19 protein-coding genes and 2 pseudogenes are annotated in these 21,366 nt (G+C 71.0%); 18 read left to right on the forward strand and 3 right to left on the reverse strand.

Annotated features, from left to right (window positions below; genetic code table 11):
- The 3 genes and pseudogenes from SSNG_RS42245 to SSNG_RS20540 form a co-directional block, all read left to right on the forward strand.
- Nucleotides 1-372, forward strand: a pseudogene (locus tag SSNG_RS42245) (serine/threonine protein kinase); the annotation flags it as partial.
- Nucleotides 373-457: 85 nt separating this feature from the next.
- Nucleotides 458-1,657, forward strand: a complete 1,200-nt coding sequence (gene mqnC, locus SSNG_RS20535) for a cyclic dehypoxanthinyl futalosine synthase (RefSeq protein WP_007265808.1) — start codon at nt 458-460, stop codon at nt 1,655-1,657.
- Between the two features lie 6 nt (nt 1,658-1,663).
- Nucleotides 1,664-2,309, forward strand: a pseudogene (locus tag SSNG_RS20540) (hypothetical protein).
- Between the two features lie 34 nt (nt 2,310-2,343).
- On the opposite strand, the gene SSNG_RS20545 reads toward SSNG_RS20540, so the two are convergent.
- Nucleotides 2,344-3,156: a DUF3152 domain-containing protein gene (locus tag SSNG_RS20545; RefSeq protein WP_007265810.1), complete on the reverse strand. Its 813-nt coding sequence runs from the start codon at nt 3,154-3,156 to the stop codon at nt 2,344-2,346.
- Nucleotides 3,157-3,338: 182 nt separating this feature from the next.
- On the opposite strand from SSNG_RS20545, the gene SSNG_RS20550 reads away from it, so the two are divergent.
- The 3 genes from SSNG_RS20550 to SSNG_RS20560 all read left to right on the forward strand — a co-directional run bounded on the left by SSNG_RS20550 (nt 3,339) and on the right by SSNG_RS20560 (nt 6,542).
- Nucleotides 3,339-4,031 carry a demethylmenaquinone methyltransferase gene (locus tag SSNG_RS20550; protein ID WP_125597578.1) on the forward strand — a complete coding sequence of 231 codons (693 nt, stop codon included), beginning with the start codon at nt 3,339-3,341 and terminating at the stop codon, nt 4,029-4,031.
- A gap of 12 nt (nt 4,032-4,043) precedes the next feature.
- Nucleotides 4,044-4,955, forward strand: coding sequence for a glutaminase (locus tag SSNG_RS20555; protein ID WP_042803858.1), 912 nt, complete (start codon nt 4,044-4,046; stop codon nt 4,953-4,955).
- A 303-nt stretch (nt 4,956-5,258) separates the two neighbouring features.
- Nucleotides 5,259-6,542: a geranylgeranyl reductase family protein gene (locus SSNG_RS20560; RefSeq protein ID WP_007265814.1), complete on the forward strand. Its 1,284-nt coding sequence runs from the start codon at nt 5,259-5,261 to the stop codon at nt 6,540-6,542.
- A 58-nt stretch (nt 6,543-6,600) separates the two neighbouring features.
- Here the strand turns inward: SSNG_RS20560 and SSNG_RS20565 are convergent, their stop codons facing one another.
- Both SSNG_RS20565 and SSNG_RS20570 read right to left on the reverse strand, forming a co-directional pair.
- The gene (locus SSNG_RS20565) at nt 6,601-6,882 is read right to left on the reverse strand and encodes a hypothetical protein (RefSeq protein ID WP_042801525.1); all 282 of its coding nucleotides are present in this window, start codon (nt 6,880-6,882) and stop codon (nt 6,601-6,603) included.
- Nucleotides 6,883-7,017: 135 nt separating this feature from the next.
- Nucleotides 7,018-7,881, reverse strand: coding sequence for a C40 family peptidase (locus tag SSNG_RS20570; protein WP_007265816.1), 864 nt, complete (start codon nt 7,879-7,881; stop codon nt 7,018-7,020).
- Nucleotides 7,882-8,674: 793 nt separating this feature from the next.
- On the opposite strand from SSNG_RS20570, the gene SSNG_RS20575 reads away from it, so the two are divergent.
- The 12 genes from SSNG_RS20575 (at nt 8,675) to nuoL (ending at nt 21,365) form a co-directional block, all read left to right on the forward strand.
- Nucleotides 8,675-9,034, forward strand: coding sequence for an NADH-quinone oxidoreductase subunit A (locus SSNG_RS20575; RefSeq protein ID WP_007265817.1), 360 nt, complete (start codon nt 8,675-8,677; stop codon nt 9,032-9,034).
- 15 nt (nt 9,035-9,049) lie between these two features.
- The gene (locus SSNG_RS20580) at nt 9,050-9,604 is read left to right on the forward strand and encodes an NADH-quinone oxidoreductase subunit B (protein ID WP_007265818.1); all 555 of its coding nucleotides are present in this window, start codon (nt 9,050-9,052) and stop codon (nt 9,602-9,604) included.
- A complete protein-coding gene (locus SSNG_RS20585; RefSeq protein ID WP_007265819.1) occupies nt 9,601-10,323 on the forward strand; it encodes an NADH-quinone oxidoreductase subunit C in 723 nt (240 codons plus the stop codon). Before SSNG_RS20580 ends, SSNG_RS20585 begins: the two co-directional genes overlap by 4 nt.
- On the forward strand, nt 10,323-11,648 hold the full coding sequence (locus SSNG_RS20590) for an NADH-quinone oxidoreductase subunit D (RefSeq protein WP_007265820.1): 1,326 nt from the start codon (nt 10,323-10,325) through the stop codon (nt 11,646-11,648). Before SSNG_RS20585 ends, SSNG_RS20590 begins: the two co-directional genes overlap by 1 nt.
- On the forward strand, nt 11,645-12,382 hold the full coding sequence (nuoE, locus tag SSNG_RS20595) for an NADH-quinone oxidoreductase subunit NuoE (protein ID WP_007265821.1): 738 nt from the start codon (nt 11,645-11,647) through the stop codon (nt 12,380-12,382). Before SSNG_RS20590 ends, nuoE begins: the two co-directional genes overlap by 4 nt.
- Nucleotides 12,382-13,761 carry an NADH-quinone oxidoreductase subunit NuoF gene (nuoF, locus tag SSNG_RS20600; RefSeq protein ID WP_007265822.1) on the forward strand — a complete coding sequence of 460 codons (1,380 nt, stop codon included), beginning with the start codon at nt 12,382-12,384 and terminating at the stop codon, nt 13,759-13,761. The genes nuoE and nuoF overlap by 1 nt, the downstream gene beginning before the upstream one ends.
- Nucleotides 13,762-13,828: 67 nt before the next feature.
- Complete coding sequence (locus SSNG_RS20605; protein WP_007265823.1) at nt 13,829-16,330, forward strand: NADH-quinone oxidoreductase subunit G; 2,502 nt, start codon at nt 13,829-13,831, stop codon at nt 16,328-16,330.
- Nucleotides 16,327-17,724 (forward strand): NADH-quinone oxidoreductase subunit NuoH, encoded by a 1,398-nt coding sequence (gene nuoH, locus SSNG_RS20610; RefSeq protein ID WP_042801528.1) that lies wholly within the window; start codon nt 16,327-16,329, stop codon nt 17,722-17,724. Before SSNG_RS20605 ends, nuoH begins: the two co-directional genes overlap by 4 nt.
- Nucleotides 17,717-18,352, forward strand: coding sequence for an NADH-quinone oxidoreductase subunit NuoI (gene nuoI, locus SSNG_RS20615; protein ID WP_042801530.1), 636 nt, complete (start codon nt 17,717-17,719; stop codon nt 18,350-18,352). The genes nuoH and nuoI overlap by 8 nt, the downstream gene beginning before the upstream one ends.
- The gene (locus SSNG_RS20620) at nt 18,349-19,161 is read left to right on the forward strand and encodes an NADH-quinone oxidoreductase subunit J (RefSeq protein ID WP_007265826.1); all 813 of its coding nucleotides are present in this window, start codon (nt 18,349-18,351) and stop codon (nt 19,159-19,161) included. The genes nuoI and SSNG_RS20620 overlap by 4 nt, the downstream gene beginning before the upstream one ends.
- A complete protein-coding gene (gene nuoK / locus SSNG_RS20625) occupies nt 19,158-19,457 on the forward strand; it encodes an NADH-quinone oxidoreductase subunit NuoK (RefSeq protein WP_007265827.1) in 300 nt (99 codons plus the stop codon). Before SSNG_RS20620 ends, nuoK begins: the two co-directional genes overlap by 4 nt.
- Before the next feature lie 12 nt (nt 19,458-19,469).
- A complete protein-coding gene (gene nuoL, locus SSNG_RS20630; RefSeq protein ID WP_007265828.1) occupies nt 19,470-21,365 on the forward strand; it encodes an NADH-quinone oxidoreductase subunit L in 1,896 nt (631 codons plus the stop codon).
- Nucleotide 21,366: the final 1 nt, after the last annotated feature.

The following is a 21,366-nucleotide window of genomic DNA, read 5'->3' on the forward strand; positions in this document are numbered from 1 at the left end:
CCCCGGGGGACCCGGGGCGACGTGCCCAAGGAGCTCGTCGGCACCTGGAAGGGCACCGTCACCACCAACCTCGGCGCGACCGCCGAGTTCGAGATCACCATCAAGGCGGGCAAGGTCGGCGAGGTCGTCGGCCGGGACAAGTCGGTCCTCCCGGTGTTCGGCACCGACTGCAGCGGCGACTGGAAGCTCGCCTCCGCCACCGACCGCTCCCTGGTCCTGGACACGGCGGGCGGCCCCAACCCGCACCCCGGCATCTGCGCCGGCGGCTCCGCCAACGAGCGCTTCACCCTCAACACCGGCGGCTCGCTGCACTACAAGTCGGGCGACAGGGGCGCCGGGAACCCCGAAGGAGACCTCACGCGCAGCCCGTGACCCCCGCCCTGGAAGCGGCGCGCGGGCCCTGGCGTAGGCTGGCTCGGTCCGGACCCTTGACACACCGCCGAAAGGTGATCCCCCGGTGACCGACCTGGCCGCACTCCAGTCCGTCCTCGACCGCGCCGCCTCAGGGGGCCGGATCACCAAGGAAGAGGCCCTCGACCTCTACCGGCACGCCCCGCTGCACGCGCTCGGCCAGGCCGCCGACGCCGTGCGCCGCCGCCGCTACGCCGGTACGGAGCACATCGCGACGTACATCATCGAGCGCAACATCAACTACACCAACGTGTGCGTCACGGCGTGCAAGTTCTGCGCCTTCTACGCGGCCCCCAAGGACACGAAGAAGGGCTGGTCGCGCGACCTCGACGACATCCTGCGCCGCTGCGCGGAGACCGTCGAGCTGGGCGGCACCCAGATCATGTTCCAGGGCGGCCACCACCCGGACTACGGCGTCGAGTACTACGAGCACCACTTCTCGGCGATCAAGAAGGACTTCCCGCAGCTGGTCATCCACTCCCTCGGCGCGTCCGAGGTCGAGCACATGGCCCGCATCTCCGGCGTCTCCGCCGAGGAGGCCATCAAGCGGATCCACGCCGCCGGCCTCGACTCCTTCGCCGGCGCCGGCGCCGAGCTGCTCCCGGAGCGCCCGCGCAAGGCGATCGCCCCGTTGAAGGAGTCCGGCGAGCGCTGGCTGGAGATCATGGAGATCGCCCACGGGCTGGGCGTGGAGTCCACCTCCACGATGCTGATGGGCACCGGCGAGACCAACGCCGAGCGCATCGAGCACATCGCGATGATCCGGGACACGCAGGACCGCACCGGCGGCTTCCGCGCGTTCATCCCGTACACGTACCAGCCCGAGAACAACCACCTCAAGGGCCGCACCCAGGCGACCGTCTTCGAGTACCTGCGCATGATCGCCATCGCGCGGCTCTTCCTCGACAACATCGCCCACATCCAGGGCTCCTGGCTGACCGTCGGCAAGGAGGCGGGCCAGCTCGCCCTGCACTACGGCGCCGACGACCTCGGCTCGATCATGCTGGAGGAGAACGTGGTCTCCTCGGCCGGTGCCAAGCACCGCTCGAACCGCCAGGAGATCATCGACCTGATCCGCAAGGCCGGCCGCGTCCCCGCGCAGCGCGCGACCACGTACGAGCACCTCGTGGTGCACGACGACCCGGCGAACGACCCCGTCGACGACCGCGTGGTGTCCCACATCTCCTCGACCGCCATCGAGGGGGGCACCGCGCACCCCGAGCTGAAGCTCATCTCCACGAACTGACGCCCGATGCTGACGCTGCACACCGCCGACCTCCTCGTCACCGGACCGGGGGCCGCACCGCTGGAGGGCGGCGCGGTCCTGGTCGAGGGCGACCGGATCGTGCGCACGGGCCCGTACGAGGAGCTCGCCGCGGCCGCGCCGCACGCCCGGGTCCGCCGCTGGCCCGGGCTGCTGACGCCGGGGCTGCTCGCGCGCGGGGCGGACGAGCTGCTGGAGCGCACGTACTACCCGGACGACCCGTACGAGGTCACCGAACTCGGTGCCGCCCCGATCACCGGGGCCGAGGCGCTGGACGCGCTGAAGATGACCGAGTCCCGCTGGGGCAACAGCGCCCGGCGGGGCACGCAGAAGCTGCTGGCGCGCGGGGTGGTGGCGGTCGCGGGCCGCTTCACGACCGCCTCCGTCCGCACGGCGGTGACCCGCTCGGGCCTGGCCGTGGTGCCGCCCGCCCCGTACGAAGGCGTGCCCGCCCTGGACCCGCTCACCGGCCGGGACTCGGCCGGGCAGGCCTTCCACGGGGTGCTGGAGGCGGGCGCGGCGGCCCGGGTTCGCGGTCTTCGCGGTGGCGGACGAGGCCGAGCTGCTGGAGCGCGGCGCGACGACCTGCGTGGCCACGGTCATCGCGGGCCGGCTGCTGCACCGGCGGCGGTAGGCGGGCCGGACGGGCCGGCCGCGCCGCGGCCCCGCTACGGCACCGGGGGGCCGGCCAGGTAGGTTCCGCCGGCGGTGTGCGGCCAGGCGTTCGACGTGCAGCCCAGGAGCCCCTTGATCTGCTGCATCATCGCCGGGGCGGGGGCGCCCGGCCGCGGGCAGGTCTCGTGGCCGCGGCCCAGTTCGTGGCCCACCTCGTGGTTGATGATCAGCGCCCGGTACTCGGCGGCCGAGCCGCGGAACTTCGGCGATCCCTCCTGCCAGCGCTTGAGGTTCACCACGATGGTGTGGTGGGCCTGGCAATTGGTCTCCCCGATCAGCTCGGGGGTCACCACGTCGCACAGCCGGTCGGTGGTGCCGGGCGTGGCGATCTTCACGGTGAAGTCCACCGGTTCGCCGCGGCCGGCCAGCCGGAAGCCGTAGGAGGGGTCGCGTATCCACCCGCGACGGTCCCCGAGTATCGCCTCGATGTCCCGGGCGGCGGAGTCCGGGTCGACGCCGCTGCTGTTCTCCGTCTCCACCCGCCAGCGCCGCGGACGTCCCTCGCCCTGGGCCCGGCCGGCGGTGGAGGAAGCGGTGAACTCCCCCGGCGCCTTGGTCGGGCTCGGGCTCGGGCTCGCGGTCGGGCTCGGGCTCGGGGGCGGGGACGGTGCCGCGTGCTCGGCCGGGTCCGCGCGCTCGGCAGCCGGTGACGGGCCGCCGCGGCCGGCGGTGGCGGCGCCCCTTTCCAGCCCGATCCAGTAGGCGGCGACGGTGAGTGCTGCTAACGCCGTCGAGCCGACGACCGTGCGGCGCAGTCGCCTGCGCCGTTCGGCCCGTCGTGCCGTGACTGATCGGCGTGTCCCCACTGGTGCCCCCCATTTTGTTCTGATTGCCCGCCCAGTCTGCCCGTTTCCGGTCCTGATCTGCCGGATTTTCCGCCGGGTCGGGGCGGGCCGGGCCGGGGCGGCCGACGCGGCGGCGGCCTGAGAGGATGACGGGGTACGACCTGTCCGCCGCAGAAACACCGAGCACCGAGGGGCCAACGCCAGTGACAAGGGCTTCCCTGGACAAGCAGCCGCACGAAGTCGCCTCCATGTTCGACGGGGTGGCCGCGAACTACGACCTCACCAACGACGTCCTGTCCCTCGGCCAGGCGCGCCTGTGGCGCAAGGAGGCCGCCCGGGCGGTCGCCGCCCGCCCGGGGCACAAGGTGCTCGACCTGGCCGCGGGCACCGCGACCTCGTCCCTCCCGTACGCGGCGACCGGCGCCTACGTCGTCCCCTGCGACTTCTCCCTCGGCATGCTCCGCGAGGGCAAGAAGCGCCACGCCTGGCTGCCGCTGACGGCGGGCGACGCGACGAAGCTCCCCTTCAAGGACGACACGTTCGACACGGTGACGATCTCCTTCGGGCTGCGCAACGTCCAGGACACCGACGGGGCGCTGCGCGAGATGTACCGGGTGACCAAGCCCGGCGGCCAGGTCGTGATCAGCGAGTTCTCGCAGCCCACCTGGGCGCCCTTCCGGACGGTCTACACCGAGTACCTGATGCGCGCCCTGCCGCCGGTGGCCCGCGCGGTGTCCTCCAACCCGGACGCGTACGTGTACCTCGCCGAGTCCATCCGCGAGTGGCCCGACCAGCCGGCGCTGGCGGCCCTGCTGCAGAAGGCCGGCTGGTCGAAGGTGGCCTGGCGGAACCTGAGCGGCGGCATCGTGGCGCTGCACCGCGGGGTCAAGGCGTAACCCTGCATGTCCATGGACTACCAGGGACTGCTGGAGCGGATCGCGGCCGACGTCTCCCCGCTGGTGGGCAGCGGCACGCCCGCCGAGTACATCCCGGCGCTGGCGAAGGTCGATCCGCGGCGGTTCGGCATGGCGGTCGCCGACCTCGACGGCAACGTCTTCGGGGTCGGCGACTGGCGCGTCCCGTTCTCCGCCCAGTCCGTCACGAAGGTCTTCGCCCTGGCGCTGGCCCTCGCGGAGGGCGGCGACAGCCTGTGGGAGCGGGTGGGCCGGGAGCCGTCGGGCAATCCGTTCAACTCCCTGGTGCAGCTGGAGTACGAGAACGGCATCCCGCGGAATCCTTTCATCAACGCGGGCGCGCTCGTCGTCACCGACCGGCTCCAGACCCTGACGGGCGACGCGAGCAGCGAACTCCTGGACTTCCTCCGGCAGGAGAGCGGCAACCCGGAGCTCGGCTTCGACCCGGACGTGGCCGCGTCCGAGCAGGAACACGGTGACCGCAACGCGGCGGTGGCCCACTTCATGGCCTCGTACGGCAACATCGACAACCCGGTGCCGGCGCTGCTGGAGCACTACTTCTGGCAGTGCTCGATCGAGATGACCTGCGCCGACCTCGCCCTGGCCGGCCGCTTCCTGGCCCGCCACGGCCTGCGCGCGGACGGCTCGCGGCTCCTGACGCGCAGCGAGGCGAAGCAGATCAACGCGGTGATGCTGACGTGCGGGACGTACGACGCGGCGGGGGAGTTCGCGTACCGCGTGGGCCTGCCGGGCAAGAGCGGCGTGGGCGGCGGCATCATCGCGGTCGTCCCGGGCCGCTGCACCCTCGCGGTCTGGAGCCCGGGCCTGGACACCCAGGGCAACTCGGTCGCGGGCGTCGCGGCCCTGGACCGCTTCACGACCCTGACGGGCCTGAGCATCTTCTGACCCGCCGCCCCCCTTCTTGACGCGCCGCCCGCACGGCTCGGCCCCCCGGGGGCGGAGCCCCCAGGGGGTCCGGGGCGCAGCCCCGGGGAACGGGCGAAGGGCGGGTAGGGGACCTCGCCCCGCGCAGTGGTACCCGCGCCCGCGGACCTCGGCCCCGCGCGGCAGCGCAGTGGTAGCCGCGCCGCGGACCCCGGCCGGGGCAGGCCGTCCACCCGAACCCCGGCGAGAGCCACGCGCCTGCATAGACTGCGTCATGTCCTGTGCCGCTGGGCACTTTCCACCGAGCCTTCAGGAGACCCCGCAGTGACCGAGCCCCTCACCGAACACTCCGCGGACGTGATCGTCGTCGGGGCCGGGCCCGCCGGTTCCACGACCGCCTACTACCTCGCCAAGGCGGGACTCGACGTCCTGCTCCTGGAGAAGACGGCGTTCCCGCGCGAGAAGGTCTGCGGCGACGGTCTGACCCCGCGTGCCACCAAGCAGCTGGTCGCGATGGGCATCGACGTCTCCGAAGAGGCCGGCTGGCTCCGCAACAAGGGCCTGCGCATCATCGGCGGCGGGCAGCGCCTCCAGCTGGACTGGCCGGAACTCGCCTCCTACCCGGACTACGGACTCGTCCGCAAGCGCGACGACTTCGACGAGACGCTGGCCCGCCAGGCGCAGAAGGCCGGCGCCCGCCTGTACGAGCGCTGCAACGTCGGCGAGCCCGTCCGCGACCCCCGCACCGGGCACATCACCGGCGTGCAGGCCAAGCTCGGCGAGGACAAGACGCCGGTGACCTTCCACGCCCCGCTCGTGGTCGCCGCCGACGGCAACTCCTCCCGGCTGTCCCTCGCGATGGGCCTGCACCGGCGCGAGGACCGCCCGATGGGCGTGGCCGTCCGCACCTACTTCACCTCGCCCCGGCACGACGACGACTACCTGGAGTCCTGGCTGGAGCTGTGGGACCGGCGCGGTCCGCAGGACCGGCTGCTGCCCGGCTACGGCTGGATCTTCGGCATGGGCGACGGCACGTCCAACGTCGGCCTCGGCATCCTCAACTCCTCCTCCGCCTTCAAGGAGCTGGACTGGCGCGAGGTGCTGAAGGCCTGGTGCGCGTCGATGCCGGAGGACTGGGGCTACACCCCGGAGAACATGACGCAGCCGATCCGCGGTGCGGCGCTGCCGATGGCCTTCAACCGGCAGCCGCACTACACCAAGGGCCTGCTGCTGGTCGGTGACGCGGGCGGGCTCGTCAACCCGTTCAACGGCGAGGGCATCGCCTACGCGATGGAGTCCGGGCAGATCGCGGCGGAGGTCATCGTGCAGGCGCACGCCCGCGCGACCCCGGCGCAGCGCGAGCTGGCCCTGCACAACTACCCGAAGGTGCTCAAGGAGACCTACGGCGGCTACTACACGCTGGGCCGCGCCTTCGTGAAGCTGATCGGCAACCCGGCGGTGATGAAGATCGCCGCGCAGCGCGGCCTGACGCACCCGGTGCTGATGCGCTTCACGTTGAAGATGCTGGCGAACCTGACCGACCCGACGGGCGGCGACGCGATGGACCGCATCATCAACGGCCTCTCGAAGGTGGCCCCCAAGGCCTGAGGCCCCGGCGAGGGCCTGAGCGGGCCCTGTGAGCCGCTCCCGGGTGACCGGGGGCGGCTCAGTCGTTCCCGGGGCCCCGCAGGGCTTCTCCGGCCCCCTCGGCCGCTTCGGGGGCGGCGTGGACGGTGCGCACGCAGCGGGCCAGCAGGACGAGCCCGGACAGCAGCAGCGCGCCGGACACGGTCCAGCCGAGGCCCAGCGTCAGCGGGTTGCCCGGTTTGTGCCACGGGCGGGTGGTGGTCAGCAGCCAGCCGCCGACCGACAGGAGGCCCAGCCCGAGGGCGGCCGGGACGGCGGTGGGGTCGGCGGCGCCGTGGTCCTCGTAGGACGGTCTGCTCACGGGACCACCACCTCCAGGGTCTGCTCGAACGGCCGGGCGACACGCACCGGCCATCTTCTCAGCATGCCGAAGGTCCGGTACTCCGCCCCCGAGCGGGGGAGTACCGGACCTTGCGGGCGATCGTGCGACCGTGCGTCAGAGGACGCGGACGGCGCCGGTCGGCATGTCGTAGCTCAGGCTGCGCTCGACGATGCCGGTGCTGGGGTTCTGCGCACCGATGAACTTGCCGTTGCCCGAGTAGATGGCGACGTGGTAAGCGCTGCCCTTGGCGCCCCAGTAGACGATGTCGCCCGGCTGCAGGGCGTTCAGCGAGACCGAGCGGCCGGCCATGGACTGGTCCTGGGAGACGCGGTCCAGCTTGATGCCCGCCTGGCGGTAGGCGGCCTGGACGAGGCCCGAGCAGTCGTACGCGGTGGGACCGGTGGAGCCGAGGACGTACGGCTTGCCGATCTGGGCGCGGGCGAAGGCGATGATGGCGGCCGCCGAGCCGGTGGCCGGCTTCGAGGCGGTGGAGCCGCTGCCGGAGCCGGTGACGGCGGAGGAACCGCCGTTGTCGGCGGCGGAGGCGTTGGTGAGGTCCGTGCGGTCGGTGCCGCGGCCCGCGCGCTCGGCCTCGGCCTTGCGGTCGGCTTCCTGCTTCGCCTTGAGCTCGGCGGCCTTGGTGGCGTCTTCCTTGGCCTGCTTCGCCTCGGCGGCGGCACCCGTGCGGGCGCTCTCCTCCTGGGCGTTCAGCTCGCCGGTGACGGCGGCTTCGACGGCGGCGACGCGGGTGTTCTCCGCGGCCGTGTTGACGGCGTTGGAGACCTCGGTGCCGAGGTCCAGGTCGAGGACCGGCATCTCGAGCGTCGTCTCGGCCACGGGCTCGGACGGGGACGCGCTCGCGGTTCCGGCCATGGCCAGGGTGCTGAGGACGCCACCGGCAACTCCGGCGCGGACCGCGAGCTTCGAGGCGCTGCGGCGGGGCTTCCGGTGGCTGGGTATGTGAGCGGTGTGGGACATGGGACAACCGCTATCAGTGGAGCCGGGTTCCCTTCAAGAAACGTGGTCTGCGCCACAGTTGCCCGCGGAGGCCGTTAACCGGGCGCGTCGCGCCCCTTATTGACGCCGTAACGGACGTAACGGACACGCTTTCACAAGCCTGTGATCATGGCGTTTCAGCAATAAGTCCGAATTGATCCACGGCCTACCATCGACCCGCACAGTTGGCCAAGCCCCCTTTTCGAGGCCCTCGCCCCACGTGACGCAGGTCACAGTTACCCGCCGCCGTGAGGCGGCCGTGGCCCCTCCGTGATCCGACCGTGAACTTGCCGCGCGGTTCGTGAACGGATGCACAGGATCTCCCCCCGCATCCCGCCGGTGGCGACTTCCGGCCACCCTGTCCACTCCCGTACGCGCGGAGTCCCCCGGGCGGGGGACCCGCGTTCCCTTATCACTTGAGCGGCCGAGCCGCCAATTTGCCTGCACTGCCCATCGTTTGATAGGGCGACACCCCCTCCACCTGCGCCTACGGGCCCGGATGTCACCTTTGGTGATCATGTGGATGCCTTGAGTACGAAGATCACCACTCATCGGCCTTCATGATCGTTCGTCAGGTGGTGGAGATCACAAACTCGGTGTTGTTACCCGTGTCGCAGATCACAGACCGGCAGGCATAAGATGCGCACCAGTCCGGCTTGTGAACTGCCTCACATGCGATCGGTCCCTGTTCGAAGGGGCGGCCCTCAGAGGGGCGGGGCACTCGGCGCCGGCGCAGCGGTCCAACGGTCAAGGACGACTGGAAGGAGCGAGGAGCGTGAATGCGTACGCACCCATCCTCGTGCTCGGCGCCATCGGCGCAGGGTTTGCGATCTTCTCCGTGGTCATGGCCACGCTGATCGGCCCAAAACGGTACAACCGGGCGAAGCTCGAAGCCTACGAGTGCGGCATCGAGCCCACCCCGACGCCCGCCGGCGGCGGTCGCTTCCCCATCAAGTACTACCTGACGGCGATGCTCTTCATCGTCTTCGACATCGAGATCGTCTTCCTCTACCCCTGGGCGGTCACCTTCGACTCCCTGGGGATCTTCGGGCTCGTCGAGATGCTGCTCTTCGTGCTCACCGTCTTCGTCGCCTACGCGTACGTGTGGCGTCGCGGCGGCCTGGAATGGGACTGAGGGGCTGAATTTCCCATGGGACTGGAAGAGAAGCTGCCGAGCGGCTTTCTGCTCACCACCGTCGAACAGGCCGCGGGCTGGGTGCGCAAGTCATCCGTCTTCCCGGCCACCTTCGGCCTCGCCTGCTGCGCCATCGAGATGATGACCACCGGAGCCGGCCGCTACGACCTGGCCCGCTTCGGCATGGAGGTCTTCCGCGGCTCCCCGCGCCAGGCCGACCTGATGATCGTGGCGGGACGCGTCAGCCAGAAGATGGCGCCGGTGCTGCGCCAGGTCTACGACCAGATGCCCGCCCCCAAGTGGGTCATCTCCATGGGCGTGTGCGCCTCCTCGGGCGGCATGTTCAACAACTACGCGATCGTCCAGGGCGTCGACCACATCGTCCCGGTGGACATCTACCTGCCCGGCTGCCCGCCCCGCCCCGAGATGCTCATGGACGCGATCCTCAAGCTCCACCAGAAGATCCAGGGCTCCAAGCTCGGCGTGAACCGGGAAGAGGCGGCGCGCGAGGCGGAGGAGGCCGCCCTCAAGGCCCTCCCCACCATCGAGATGAAGGGGCTCCTTCGGTGAGCGACGACCCGGCCGTCGAGAACGGCGACAACGTCCCCGCCCCCAGGGCCGCCTCCGGACCCGAGGTGATCGGCGTCCGCAAGGGCATGTTCGGCACCAGGAACGGCGGCGACACCAGCGGCTACGGCGGCCTCGTGCGCACCGTGGCCCTGCCCGGCGCGACCAGCCGCCCGTACGGCTCGTACTTCGACGAGGTCGTCGACGAGCTGGAGGGCGCCCTGGAGGAGCAGGACCTGCTCCCGCGGAACGCCATCGAGAAGACCGTCGTCGACCGCGGGGAGCTGACCCTCCACATCGCCCGCGAGCACCTCGTCCGCGTCGCCGCCACCCTGCGCGACGACCCGGCGCTGCGCTTCGAGCTGTGCACCGGGGTGTCGGGGGTGCACTTCCCCGGCGACAAGGGCCGCGAGCTGCACGCCGTCTACCACCTGCGCTCGCTCACCCACGGCCGGATCCTGCGGCTGGAGGTGTCCGTCCCGGACGCCGACCCGCACCTGCCCTCGCTGGTCACCGTCTACCCGACGAACGACTGGCACGAGCGCGAGGCCTACGACTTCTTCGGCCTGGTCTTCGACGGCCACCCGGCCCTCACCCGGATCATGATGCCGGACGACTGGCAGGGCTTCCCCCAGCGCAAGGACTACCCGCTCGGCGGCATCCCCGTCGAGTACAAGGGCGCCCAGATCCCGGCTCCCGACCAGCGGAGGTCGTACAGCTGATGTCCACATCGAACCACGCGTCCTCCCGCGAGACGACCGAGGGCACCGTCTACACCGTCACCGGCGGCGACTGGGACGAGATCGTCCAGTCGGCGGCCAAGGCGGACGACGAGCGCATCGTCGTCAACATGGGCCCGCAGCACCCCTCCACCCACGGAGTGCTCCGGCTGATCCTGGAGATCGACGGCGAGACGGTCACCGAGGCCCGCTGCGGCATCGGCTACCTGCACACCGGCATCGAGAAGAACCTCGAATTCCGGAACTGGACGCAGGGCACCACCTTCGTGACGCGCATGGACTACCTGACGCCGTTCTTCAACGAGACGGCCTACTGCCTCGGCGTCGAGAAGCTCCTCGGCATCACCGACCAGATCCCGGACCGCGCCACCGTCATCCGCGTCCTGCTGATGGAGCTCAACCGGCTCTCCTCGCACCTGGTGTGCATCGCCACCGGCGGCATGGAGCTCGGCGCGACCACCATCATGATCTACGGGTTCCGGGACCGCGAGCTGATCCTCGACGTCTTCGAGCTGATCACCGGCCTGCGCATGAACCACGCCTTCGTCCGCCCCGGCGGCCTCGCCCAGGACCTGCCCCCCGGCGCGGTCGACCAGCTGCGCGAGTTCGTCAAGACGATGAAGAAGAACCTGCCGGAGTACGACAAGCTCGCCACCGGCAACCCCATCTTCAAGGCCCGCATGCAGGACGTCGGCTACCTCGACCTCACCGGCTGCATGGCCCTCGGCGCCACCGGCCCGATCCTCCGCTCGGCCGGCCTGCCGCACGACCTGCGCAAGACCGATCCGTACTGCGGCTACGAGGACTACGAGTTCGACGTCCCCACCACCGAGAGCTGCGACTCCTACGGGCGGTTCCTGATCCGCCTGGAGGAGATGCGCCAGTCGCTGCGGATCGTCGAGCAGTGCCTGGACCGGCTGGAGCCCGGCCCGGTGATGGTCGCCGACAAGAAGATCGCCTGGCCGGCGCAGCTCGCCATGGGCCCCGACGGCCTCGGCAACTCCCTCGACCACATCAAGAACATCATGGGCACCTCCATGGAGGCCCTCATCCACCACTTCAAGCTGGTGACCGAGGGCTTCCGGGTCCCCGCCGGACAGGCGTACGCGGCAGTCGAGTCCCCCAAGGGCGAACTCGGCGTGCACGTCGTCTCCGACGGCGGCACCCGCCCCTACCGGGTCCACTTCCGCGACCCGTCCTTCACCAACCTGCAGGCCATGGCCGCGATGTGCGAGGGCGGCCAGGTCGCCGACGTCATCGTGGCCGTCGCCTCCATCGACCCCGTGATGGGAGGCGTCGACCGATGACCGACATCTCATTGGGCATGCCGCAGCTTCCCGCCCCCGACTTCCCGGCCGACGTGCGCGAGCGGCTCGAAGCGGACGCGAAGGAGATCATCGGCCGCTACCCCGACAGCCGCTCCGCGCTGCTGCCGCTGCTGCACCTGACGCAGTCCGAGGAGGGCTTCGTCTCGCGCACCGGCATCCGCTTCTGCGCCGAGGTGCTGGGGCTGACCACGGCCGAGGTCACCGCGGTCGCCACCTTCTACACGATGTACCGGCGCAAGCCCTCCGGCGACTACCAGGTCGGCGTCTGCACCAACACCCTGTGCGCGGTGATGGGCGGCGACGCCATCTTCGACGAGCTCAAGCAGCACCTGGGCGTCGGCAACAACGAGACCACCGCCGACGGCAAGGTCACGCTGGAGCACATCGAGTGCAACGCGGCCTGCGACTACGCGCCCGTGGTGATGGTCAACTGGGAGTTCTTCGACAACCAGACCCCCCAGTCCGCCAAGGCCCTGGTCGACGACCTGCTGGCGGGCCGCCCGGTCGAGCCGACCCGGGGCGCGCCGCTGTGCACGTACAAGGAGACCGCCCGGATCCTGGCGGGCTTCCCCGACGAGCGCGAGGGCGCGGTCCAGGCGAGCGGCGGCGCGGGCCCCGCCTCCCTGATTGGTCTGCGCATCGCACGCGGCGAGACCCCCCACACCCCGATCGTGCACCCGCGCGGCGAGGCCACCACCGAGGGAGGGGAGTGATGTCGGTGTCATCCAAGGAAAGCCATGGGGGCACCTCCCAGCCGAAGGCTGGGGGAGGGAGCCCGGAGAAGCTCCTCGCGCCCGTCCTGTCGGCGTTCTGGGACGAGCCCGAATCCTGGACGCTGGAGACCTACCGGCGCCACGAGGGCTACGAGGGCCTGCGCAAGGCCCTCGCGATGACCCCGGACGAGGTGATCGCGTACGTCAAGGACTCCGGTCTGCGCGGACGCGGCGGCGCGGGCTTCCCCACCGGCATGAAGTGGCAGTTCATCCCGCAGGGCGACGGAAAGCCGCACTACCTCGTCGTGAACGCGGACGAGTCGGAGCCGGGCACCTGCAAGGACATCCCCCTCCTCTTCGCCAATCCGCACTCCCTCGTCGAGGGAATGATCATCGCCTGTTACGCGATCCGGTCGGAGCACGCCTTCATCTACCTGCGCGGCGAGACGGTCCCCGTGCTGCGGCGCCTGCACGAGGCCGTGCGGGAGGCCTACGCCGCCGGATACCTCGGCAAGGACATCGACGGCACCGGCCGCAACCTCGACATCACCGTGCACGCGGGCGCGGGCGCGTACATCTGCGGCGAGGAGACGGCACTGCTCGACTCCCTCGAAGGCCGACGCGGTCAGCCCCGGCTGCGTCCCCCCTTCCCCGCCGTCGAGGGGCTCTACGCGTGCCCCACTGTCGTCAACAACGTCGAGTCCATCGCCTCGGTTCCCGCGATCCTCAACAAGGGCAAGGACTGGTTCAAGGCGATGGGGACGGAGAAGTCCCCCGGCTTCACCCTGTACTCGCTCTCCGGGCACGTCGCCGGCCCCGGCCAGTACGAGGCCCCCCTCGGCATCACCCTGCGCCAGCTCCTCGACATGAGCGGCGGGATGCGCCCCGGGCACCGGCTGAAGTTCTGGACCCCCGGCGGCTCCTCCACCCCCATGTTCACCGACGAGCACCTCGACGTCCCCCTCGACTACGAGGGCGTCGGCGCCGCCGGCTCCATGCTCGGCACCAAGGCGCTCCAGTGCTTCGACGAGACCACCTGCGTGGTCCGCGCCGTCACCCGCTGGACCGAGTTCTACGCCCACGAGTCCTGCGGCAAGTGCACCCCCTGCCGCGAGGGCACGTACTGGCTCGTCCAGCTGCTGCGCGACATCGAGGCGGGCAAGGGCGTCATGTCCGACCTCGACAAGCTGAACGACATCGCAGACAACATCAACGGCAAGTCCTTCTGCGCGCTCGGCGACGGCGCGGCCAGCCCGATCTTCTCCTCGCTGAAGTACTTCCGCGAGGAGTACGAGCAGCACGTCACCGGCAAGGGCTGCCCTTTCGATCCTCGAAGGTCCACGCTCTGGGCCGACGCCCAGCCGGAGGCGGCGCGATGACCCAGGCACGCGGCAGCGGCCACGCCGCTGCGACCCCAGCCCCGACGACTCACCAGGAGGTGGCCGCATGACCGTCACCACGTCCGCCGGCCCTTCCGCCGGAGAGCCGGCCCCTCCGCCGGAGAACACCGTTTCGCTGACCATCGACGGGATCGAGCTCTCCGTGCCCAAGGGCACGCTCGTCATCCGGGCCGCCGAACAGCTCGGCATCGAGATCCCCCGGTTCTGCGACCACCCCCTCCTCGACCCGGCCGGCGCCTGCCGGCAGTGCATCGTCGAGGTGGAGGGCCAGCGCAAGCCGATGGCCTCCTGCACCATCACCTGCACCGACGGCATGGTCGTCAAGACCCAGCTGACCTCGCAGGCCGCCGACAAGGCCCAGCGCGGGGTGATGGAGCTGCTGCTCATCAACCACCCGCTGGACTGCCCCGTCTGCGACAAGGGCGGCGAATGCCCCCTGCAGAACCAGGCGATGTCCCACGGCAACGCCGAATCCCGGTTCGAGGGGAAGAAGCGGACCTACGAGAAGCCGGTCCCGATCTCCACGCAGGTGCTCCTGGACCGCGAGCGGTGCGTGCTGTGCGCGCGCTGCACCCGCTTCTCCAACCAGGTCGCCGGCGACCCGATGATCGAGCTCCTCGAGCGCGGCGCGCTCCAGCAGGTCGGCACCGGCGAGGGCGACCCGTTCGAGTCGTACTTCTCCGGCAACACCATCCAGATCTGCCCCGTCGGCGCCCTCACCTCGGCCGCCTACCGGTTCCGCTCCCGCCCCTTCGACCTCGTCTCCTCCCCGAGCGTGTGCGAGCACTGCGCGGGCGGCTGCGCGACCCGCACCGACCACCGGCGCGGCAAGGTGCTGCGCCGCCTCGCCGCCGAGGACCCCGAGGTCAACGAGGAGTGGATCTGCGACAAGGGCCGCTTCGCGTTCCGGTACGCGCAGCGCCCCGACCGGCTGACCACCCCGCTGGTCCGCGGCACCGACGGGGTGCTCGCCCCGGCGAGCTGGCCCGAGGCACTGGAGGCCGCGGCCGCCGGGCTCACGGCCGCCCGCGGCCGGGCCGGCGTCCTGACCGGCGGCCGGCTGACCGTCGAGGACGCGTACGCGTACGCCAAGTTCGCCCGGGTCGTGCTCGACACCAACGACATCGACTTCCGGGCCCGGGTGCACAGCGCGGAGGAGACCGAGTTCCTCGCGGCCACCGTCGCCGGCACCGGCAAGGACCTCGACGGCACGGGCGTCACGTACGCCTCCCTGGAGGCGGCCCCCGCCGTGCTCCTCGTCGGCATCGAGGCCGAGGAGGAGGCCCCCGGCGTCTTCCTGAGGCTGCGCAAGGCCCACCGCAAGCACAAGCAGCGGACCATCGCCCTCGCCCCCTTCGCCACCCGCGGCCTCACCAAGGCCGGCGGCACCCTCCTCGCCGCCGCCCCCGGCACCGAGCCGGAGTGGCTGGACGCCCTGGCCACCCGCACCGGACTGGAGGCGGGCGGCTCCGAGGCCGCCGAGGCCCTGCGGCAGCCCGGCGCCGTCATCGTCGTCGGAGAGCGCCTCGCCGGCGTGCCCGGCGCGCTGACCGCCGCCGTACGCACCGCCACCGCCACCGGCGCCCGCCTGGTGTGGATCCCGCGCCGGGCTGGGGAGCGGGCCGCCGTCGAGGCCGGCGCGCTGCCGTCCCTGCTGCCCGGCGGCCGCCCCGCGACCGACCCGCGGGCCCGCCAGGAGGTCGCCGCCGCCTGGGGGCTGGAGGAACTCCCGCACCGCTACGGCCGTGACACCGGGCAGATCGTCGAGGCCGCCGCCACCCGGGAGCTGTCGGCCCTGCTGGTCGCGGGCGTCGAGGTCACCGACCTGCCTGACCCGGAGCGCGCCCGCACCGCCCTGAAGGAGGCCTTCGTGGTCTCCCTGGAGCTGCGCCCCGGCGAGGTCACCGACCACGCCGACGTGGTGCTGCCGGTCGCCGCCGTCGCCGAGAAGGCCGGCACGTTCATCAACTGGGAGGGCCGGGTCCGCCCGTTCGAGGCGGCCCTCAAGCCCGACCAGATGACCCGCCGCCTGGCCCCCGCCGACGCCCGCGTGCTGCACATGCTGGCCGACGCCGCCGACCGGCCCCTCGCACTGCCCGACGTGCACGCCGTACGGCGGGAGCTGGAGCGGCTCGGCCCCTGGGAGGGGGAGCTCGCGCCCGAGCGGTCCACCGGCCCCGAGCCGCTGCCCCGCCCCGGCGCCGGCGAGGCGATCCTGGCCGGCCACCGGCTGCTGCTGGACCTCGGCCGGCTCCAGGAGGGCGACGACGCCCTCGCCGGGACCCGGCACGAGGCCGGCGCCCGGCTCTCCGCCGCCACCGCCGCCGAGACCGGCGTCAAGGACGGCGACACCCTCGCCGTCACCGGCCCGGCCGGCTCGGTGGAACTCCCGCTGCGGATCACCGAGATGCCCGACCGGGTCGTGTGGCTCCCGCTGAACTCCACCGGCTCCGGCGTCCTCTCCGACACCGGCGCCCGCCCCGGAACCCTCGTACGGATCGGCCCGGCCGGGACCGGCCCCGCGGCCGGAGCGGAGGTACGACCGTGACCCACCTCGCCCAGCTCGCGGCACAGCCGCAGCACCTCCTGGCCGCCGAGGACCTGTCCCTGTTCGGCAGGGACGTCTGGTGGCTCGTCCTCCTGAAGGCGGTGTTCTGCTTCGCCTTCCTGATGGTGACCGTGCTCTTCTCCATCGTGTGGGAGCGCAAGGTCGTCGCCTGGATGCAGCTGCGCATCGGCCCCAACCGGCACGGCCCCTGGGGCATGCTCCAGTCGCTCGCCGACGGCGTGAAGCTGATGCTGAAGGAAGACGTCGTCGTCAAGCGCGCCGACAAGGTGGTCTACGTCCTGGCGCCGATCATCGCGGCGATCCCGGCGTTCATGGCCATCGCGGTGATCCCCTTCGGCCCCTCGGGCAACGAGGTTTCCATCTTCGGGCAGCGCACCACGATGCAGCTGACCGACCTGCCGATCGCGATGCTGTACGTCCTCGCGGTCGCCTCGGTCGGCATCTACGGCATCGTCCTCGCCGGCTGGTCCTCGGGCTCCACGTACCCGCTGCTCGGCGGCCTGCGCTCCTGCGCGCAGATGATCTCGTACGAGATCGCGATGGGCGCGGCGTTCGCCTCGGTGTTCCTCTACTCCGGGTCGATGTCGACCTCGGCCATCGTGGAGGCGCAGGCGGACCGCTGGTACATCGTGCTGCTGCCGGTGTCCTTCATCATCTATGTCGTCACGATGGTCGGCGAGACGAACCGCGCCCCCTTCGACATGCCGGAGTCCGAGGGCGACCTCGTCGGCGGCTTCAACACCGAGTACTCCTCCATCAAGTTCGCGCTGTTCATGCTGGCCGAGTACGTCAACATGGTCACCGTCTCCGCGGTCTCGGTCACCCTGTTCCTGGGCGGCTGGCGGGCCCCGGCGCCGATCTCCACGTACTGGGAGGGCGCGAACCACGGCTGGTGGCCGATGCTCTGGTTCGTCATCAAGGTCCAGCTGCTGCTGTTCTTCTTCATCTGGCTGCGCGGCACCCTCCCGCGCGTGCGCTACGACCAGCTGATGAAGCTCGGCTGGAAGGTGCTGATCCCGGTCTCCGTGGTCTGGCTGATGCTGGTCGCCACCGTCCGGGCGCTGCGCAACGAGCGCTACGACTTCAGCGAGATCGTCCTCTACGTCGGGGGCGCGGTCATCGCGATCCTGCTGATCTCCTCCGTCGCGGACCACTTCAGGGACCGGCGGGAGAAGACGGCCGCGGCCGCGGCCGGGAAGGCCGCAGCGGCCGAGCCCTTCGACCCGATGGCGGGCGGTTTCCCCGTACCGCCCAAGCCCGGCCAGCACCTGGCACCCGTACCGCGCCGACGTCCCCGCGGAGAGCGGGAGCTGATTGTCAGTGGCGGGACGAATACTGACAGTGACCGAGAGGAGGGTGCTGACCATGCCTGACGCGGAGAGCGAGAAGTGGCAGAACCCGGTGGCCGGCTTCGGCGTGACCTTCAAGGCCATGTTCAAGAAGCGGCTCACCGAGCAGTACCCGGAGCAGCAGAAGACCACCGCTCCGCGCTTCCACGGGCGGCACCAGCTCAACCGCCACCCCGACGGCCTGGAGAAGTGCATCGGGTGCGAGCTGTGCGCCTGGGCCTGTCCCGCCGACGCGATCTACGTGGAGGGCGCGGACAACACCGAGGAGGAGCGCTACTCCCCGGGCGAGCGGTACGGGCGGGTCTACCAGATCAACTACGCCCGCTGCATCCTGTGCGGGCTGTGCATCGAGGCGTGCCCGACGCGCGCGCTGACGATGACGAACGAGTTCGAACTGGCCGACGCCAGCCGCGAGTCCCTGATCTACACCAAGGAGCAGCTCCTCGCCGGGCTGACCGAGGGCATGGTCGAGGCCCCGCACTCGGTCTTCCCCGGCACCGACGAGCAGGACTACTACCGCGGGCTAGTGACGGGCGCGGCCCCGGGCACGGTCCGGCAGGTGGCGGTCTCCAAGGGCGAGACGGCCGAGGGCTCGGCGGCGGAGGCCGACAAGGCCGACAAGGCCGGCAAGGCCGAGGAGGTCGGGGCATGAGCGCCATCGCCGCGGCCGCCTCCGCGACCTCCACCGGCGAGGCCGTGCAGTTCTGGGTGCTCGGCACGGTCGCCGTCATCGGCGCGCTGTGCACGATCCTGATGAAGAAGGCCGTGCACAGCGCCCTGTGCCTCGCCGGGACGATGATCGTCCTGGCGGTCTTCTACCTCGCCAACGGGGCGTACTTCCTGGGCGTGGTCCAGGTCGTCGTCTACACCGGCGCCATCATGATGCTGTTCCTCTTCGTGGTCATGCTCGTCGGCGTCACCGCCGCGGACTCCCTGAAGGAGACCATCAAGGGGCAGCGCTGGCTGGCCGCCCTGTGCGGGCTCGGCTTCGGCATCCTGCTGATCGCCGGCATCGGCAACGCGGGACTCACCCACTTCAACGGACTCGGCAAGGTCAACTCCGCCGGGCACGTCGAGGGCCTCGCCGAACTGATCTTCACCCGCTACATCTTCGCCTTCGAGATCACCGGCGCCCTGCTGATCACGGCGGCCGTCGGCGCGATGGTGCTCACCCACCGCGAGCGCACCGAGCGGGCCGCCACCCAGCGCGAGCTCGCCGAGAAGCGCGTACGCGAGGGCGTGCAGCTCCCGCCGCTGCCGGCCCCCGGCGTCTACGCCCGGCACAACGCCGTGGACGTCGCCGGCCTGCTCCCGGACGGCACCCCGTCCGAGCTGACCGTCAACAAGACGCTGCGCGCCCGCGGCCAGATCCGCGACGTGTCCGGCCAGGCCCTGGAGGACCTCAAGGCGCTGGAGCAGGCCTCCGCGGAGCGCCTCGGCCGAGAGGAGGCCTCGAAGTGAATCCGGTCAACTACCTGTACCTGGCCGCCCTGCTGTTCACCATCGGTGCGGCCGGCGTGCTCATCCGGAAGAACGCGATCGTGCTGTTCATGTGCGTCGAGCTGATGCTCAACGCCTGCAACCTGGCCTTCGTGACCTTCTCCCGGATGCACGGCAACCTCGACGGCCAGATCATCGCGTTCTTCACGATGGTCGTGGCCGCCGCGGAGGTCGTGGTGGGCCTCGCGATCATCGTGTCGCTGTTCCGTACCCGCCACTCGGCCTCGGTCGACGACGCCAGCCTGATGAAGCTGTAAGGGGCGTTCACAGTGGAGAATCTGATTGCGCTGCTCGTGGCGGCGCCCCTGCTCGGAGCGGCGGTGCTGCTGTGCGGCGGCCGGCGCCTCGACAAGGCCGGCCACTGGATCGGCACCCTGCTCGCGGCCGTCTCCTTCGCCATCGGCGTCGTCCTCTTCGCGGACATGCTGGGGCGCGGGGCCGAGGACCGGGCCCTGCACCAGCGGCTGTTCAGCTGGGTGCCGGTGGAGGGCTTCCAGGCGGACGTCGCCTTCCAGCTGGACCAGCTGTCGATGACCTTCGTCCTGCTGATCTCCGGGGTGGGCACGCTCATCCACGTGTACTCCATCGGGTACATGGAGCACGACGAGCGCCGCCGCCGCTTCTTCGGCTACCTCAACCTGTTCGTCGCGGCGATGCTGCTGCTCGTCCTCGCCGACAACTACCTGCTGCTGTACTTCGGCTGGGAGGGCGTCGGCCTCGCCTCGTACCTCCTGATCGGCTTCTGGCAGCACAAGCCCAGCGCGGCCACCGCCGCGAAGAAGGCCTTCCTGGTCAACCGGGTCGGCGACATCGGCCTGTCGATCGCGATCATGCTGATGTTCACCACCTTCGGGACCTTCGCCTTCGGGCCGGTACTGGCCTCCGTCGGCGAGACGGGCGAGGGCACGCTGACGGCGATCGGCCTGATGCTGCTGCTCGCCGCCTGCGGCAAGTCGGCGCAGGTGCCGCTGCAGTCCTGGCTCGGTGACGCGATGGAGGGCCCGACCCCGGTCTCGGCCCTGATCCACGCGGCCACCATGGTCACCGCCGGCGTCTACCTGATCGTCCGCTCCGGCGCGATCTTCAACGGGGCGCCCGACGCCCAGCTCGTCACCACGGTCGTCGGCGCGGTCACGCTCCTCTTCGGTGCGATCGTCGGTTGCGCGAAGGACGACATCAAGAAGGCCCTCGCCGGCTCGACGATGTCGCAGATCGGCTACATGATCCTGGCCGCCGGGCTCGGCCCGATCGGCTACGTCTTCGCGATCATGCACCTGGTCACGCACGGCTTCTTCAAGGCCGGGCTCTTCCTCGGCGCCGGATCGGTCATGCACGGCATGAACGACGAGGTCGACATGCGCAAGTACGGCGCGCTGCGGACGTACATGCCGGTCACCTTCGTCACCTTCGGCCTCGGCTACCTCGCGATCATCGGCTTCCCCGGCCTGTCCGGCTTCTTCTCCAAGGACATGATCATCGAGGCGGCCTTCGCCAAGGGCGGCACCCAGGGCTGGATCCTCGGCGGGGTCGCCCTGCTGGGCGCGGGCATCACCGCCTTCTACATGACCCGGGTCATGCTCCTCACCTTCTTCGGCGAGAAGCGCTGGCAGCCCGACGCGGAGGGCCACGAGCCGCACCCGCACGAGTCCCCGAAGTCCATGACCATCCCGATGATCATCCTGGCGTTCGGGTCGGTCTTCGCCGGCGGGTTCTTCGAGATCGGCGAGCGTTTCCTGAACTGGCTGGAGCCCGTCACCGGCTACGAGCACGGCCACCCGCCGGTCAGCGCCGCGGCCGTGACCGCCTCCACCATGGTGGTCCTCGTCGTCGGTGTCGCCATCGCCTGGTCGATGTACGGCCGCCGGCCCGTACCCGTCGTCGCCCCGCGCGGCTCCTTCCTCACCCGGGCCGCCCGCCGCGACCTGTTCCAGGACGACTTCAACCACGTGGTCCTCGTCCGCGGCGGCGAGCACCTGACCCGCTCCCTCGTCTACCTCGACCACAGCGTCGTCGACGGAGCGGTCAACGGCACGGCCGCCTCGGTCGGCGGGCTCTCCGGCCGGCTGCGCAAGCTGCAGAACGGCTACGCCCGCAGCTACGCGGTGTCGATGTTCGGGGGCACGGCGATCCTCATCGCCGCGACCCTGCTGATGAGGGCGGTGTGAG

It is taken from the genome of Streptomyces sp. C, from assembly GCF_000158895.1.
In the GTDB taxonomy this organism is placed as follows: Bacteria; Actinomycetota; Actinomycetes; order Streptomycetales; family Streptomycetaceae; genus Streptomyces; species Streptomyces racemochromogenes.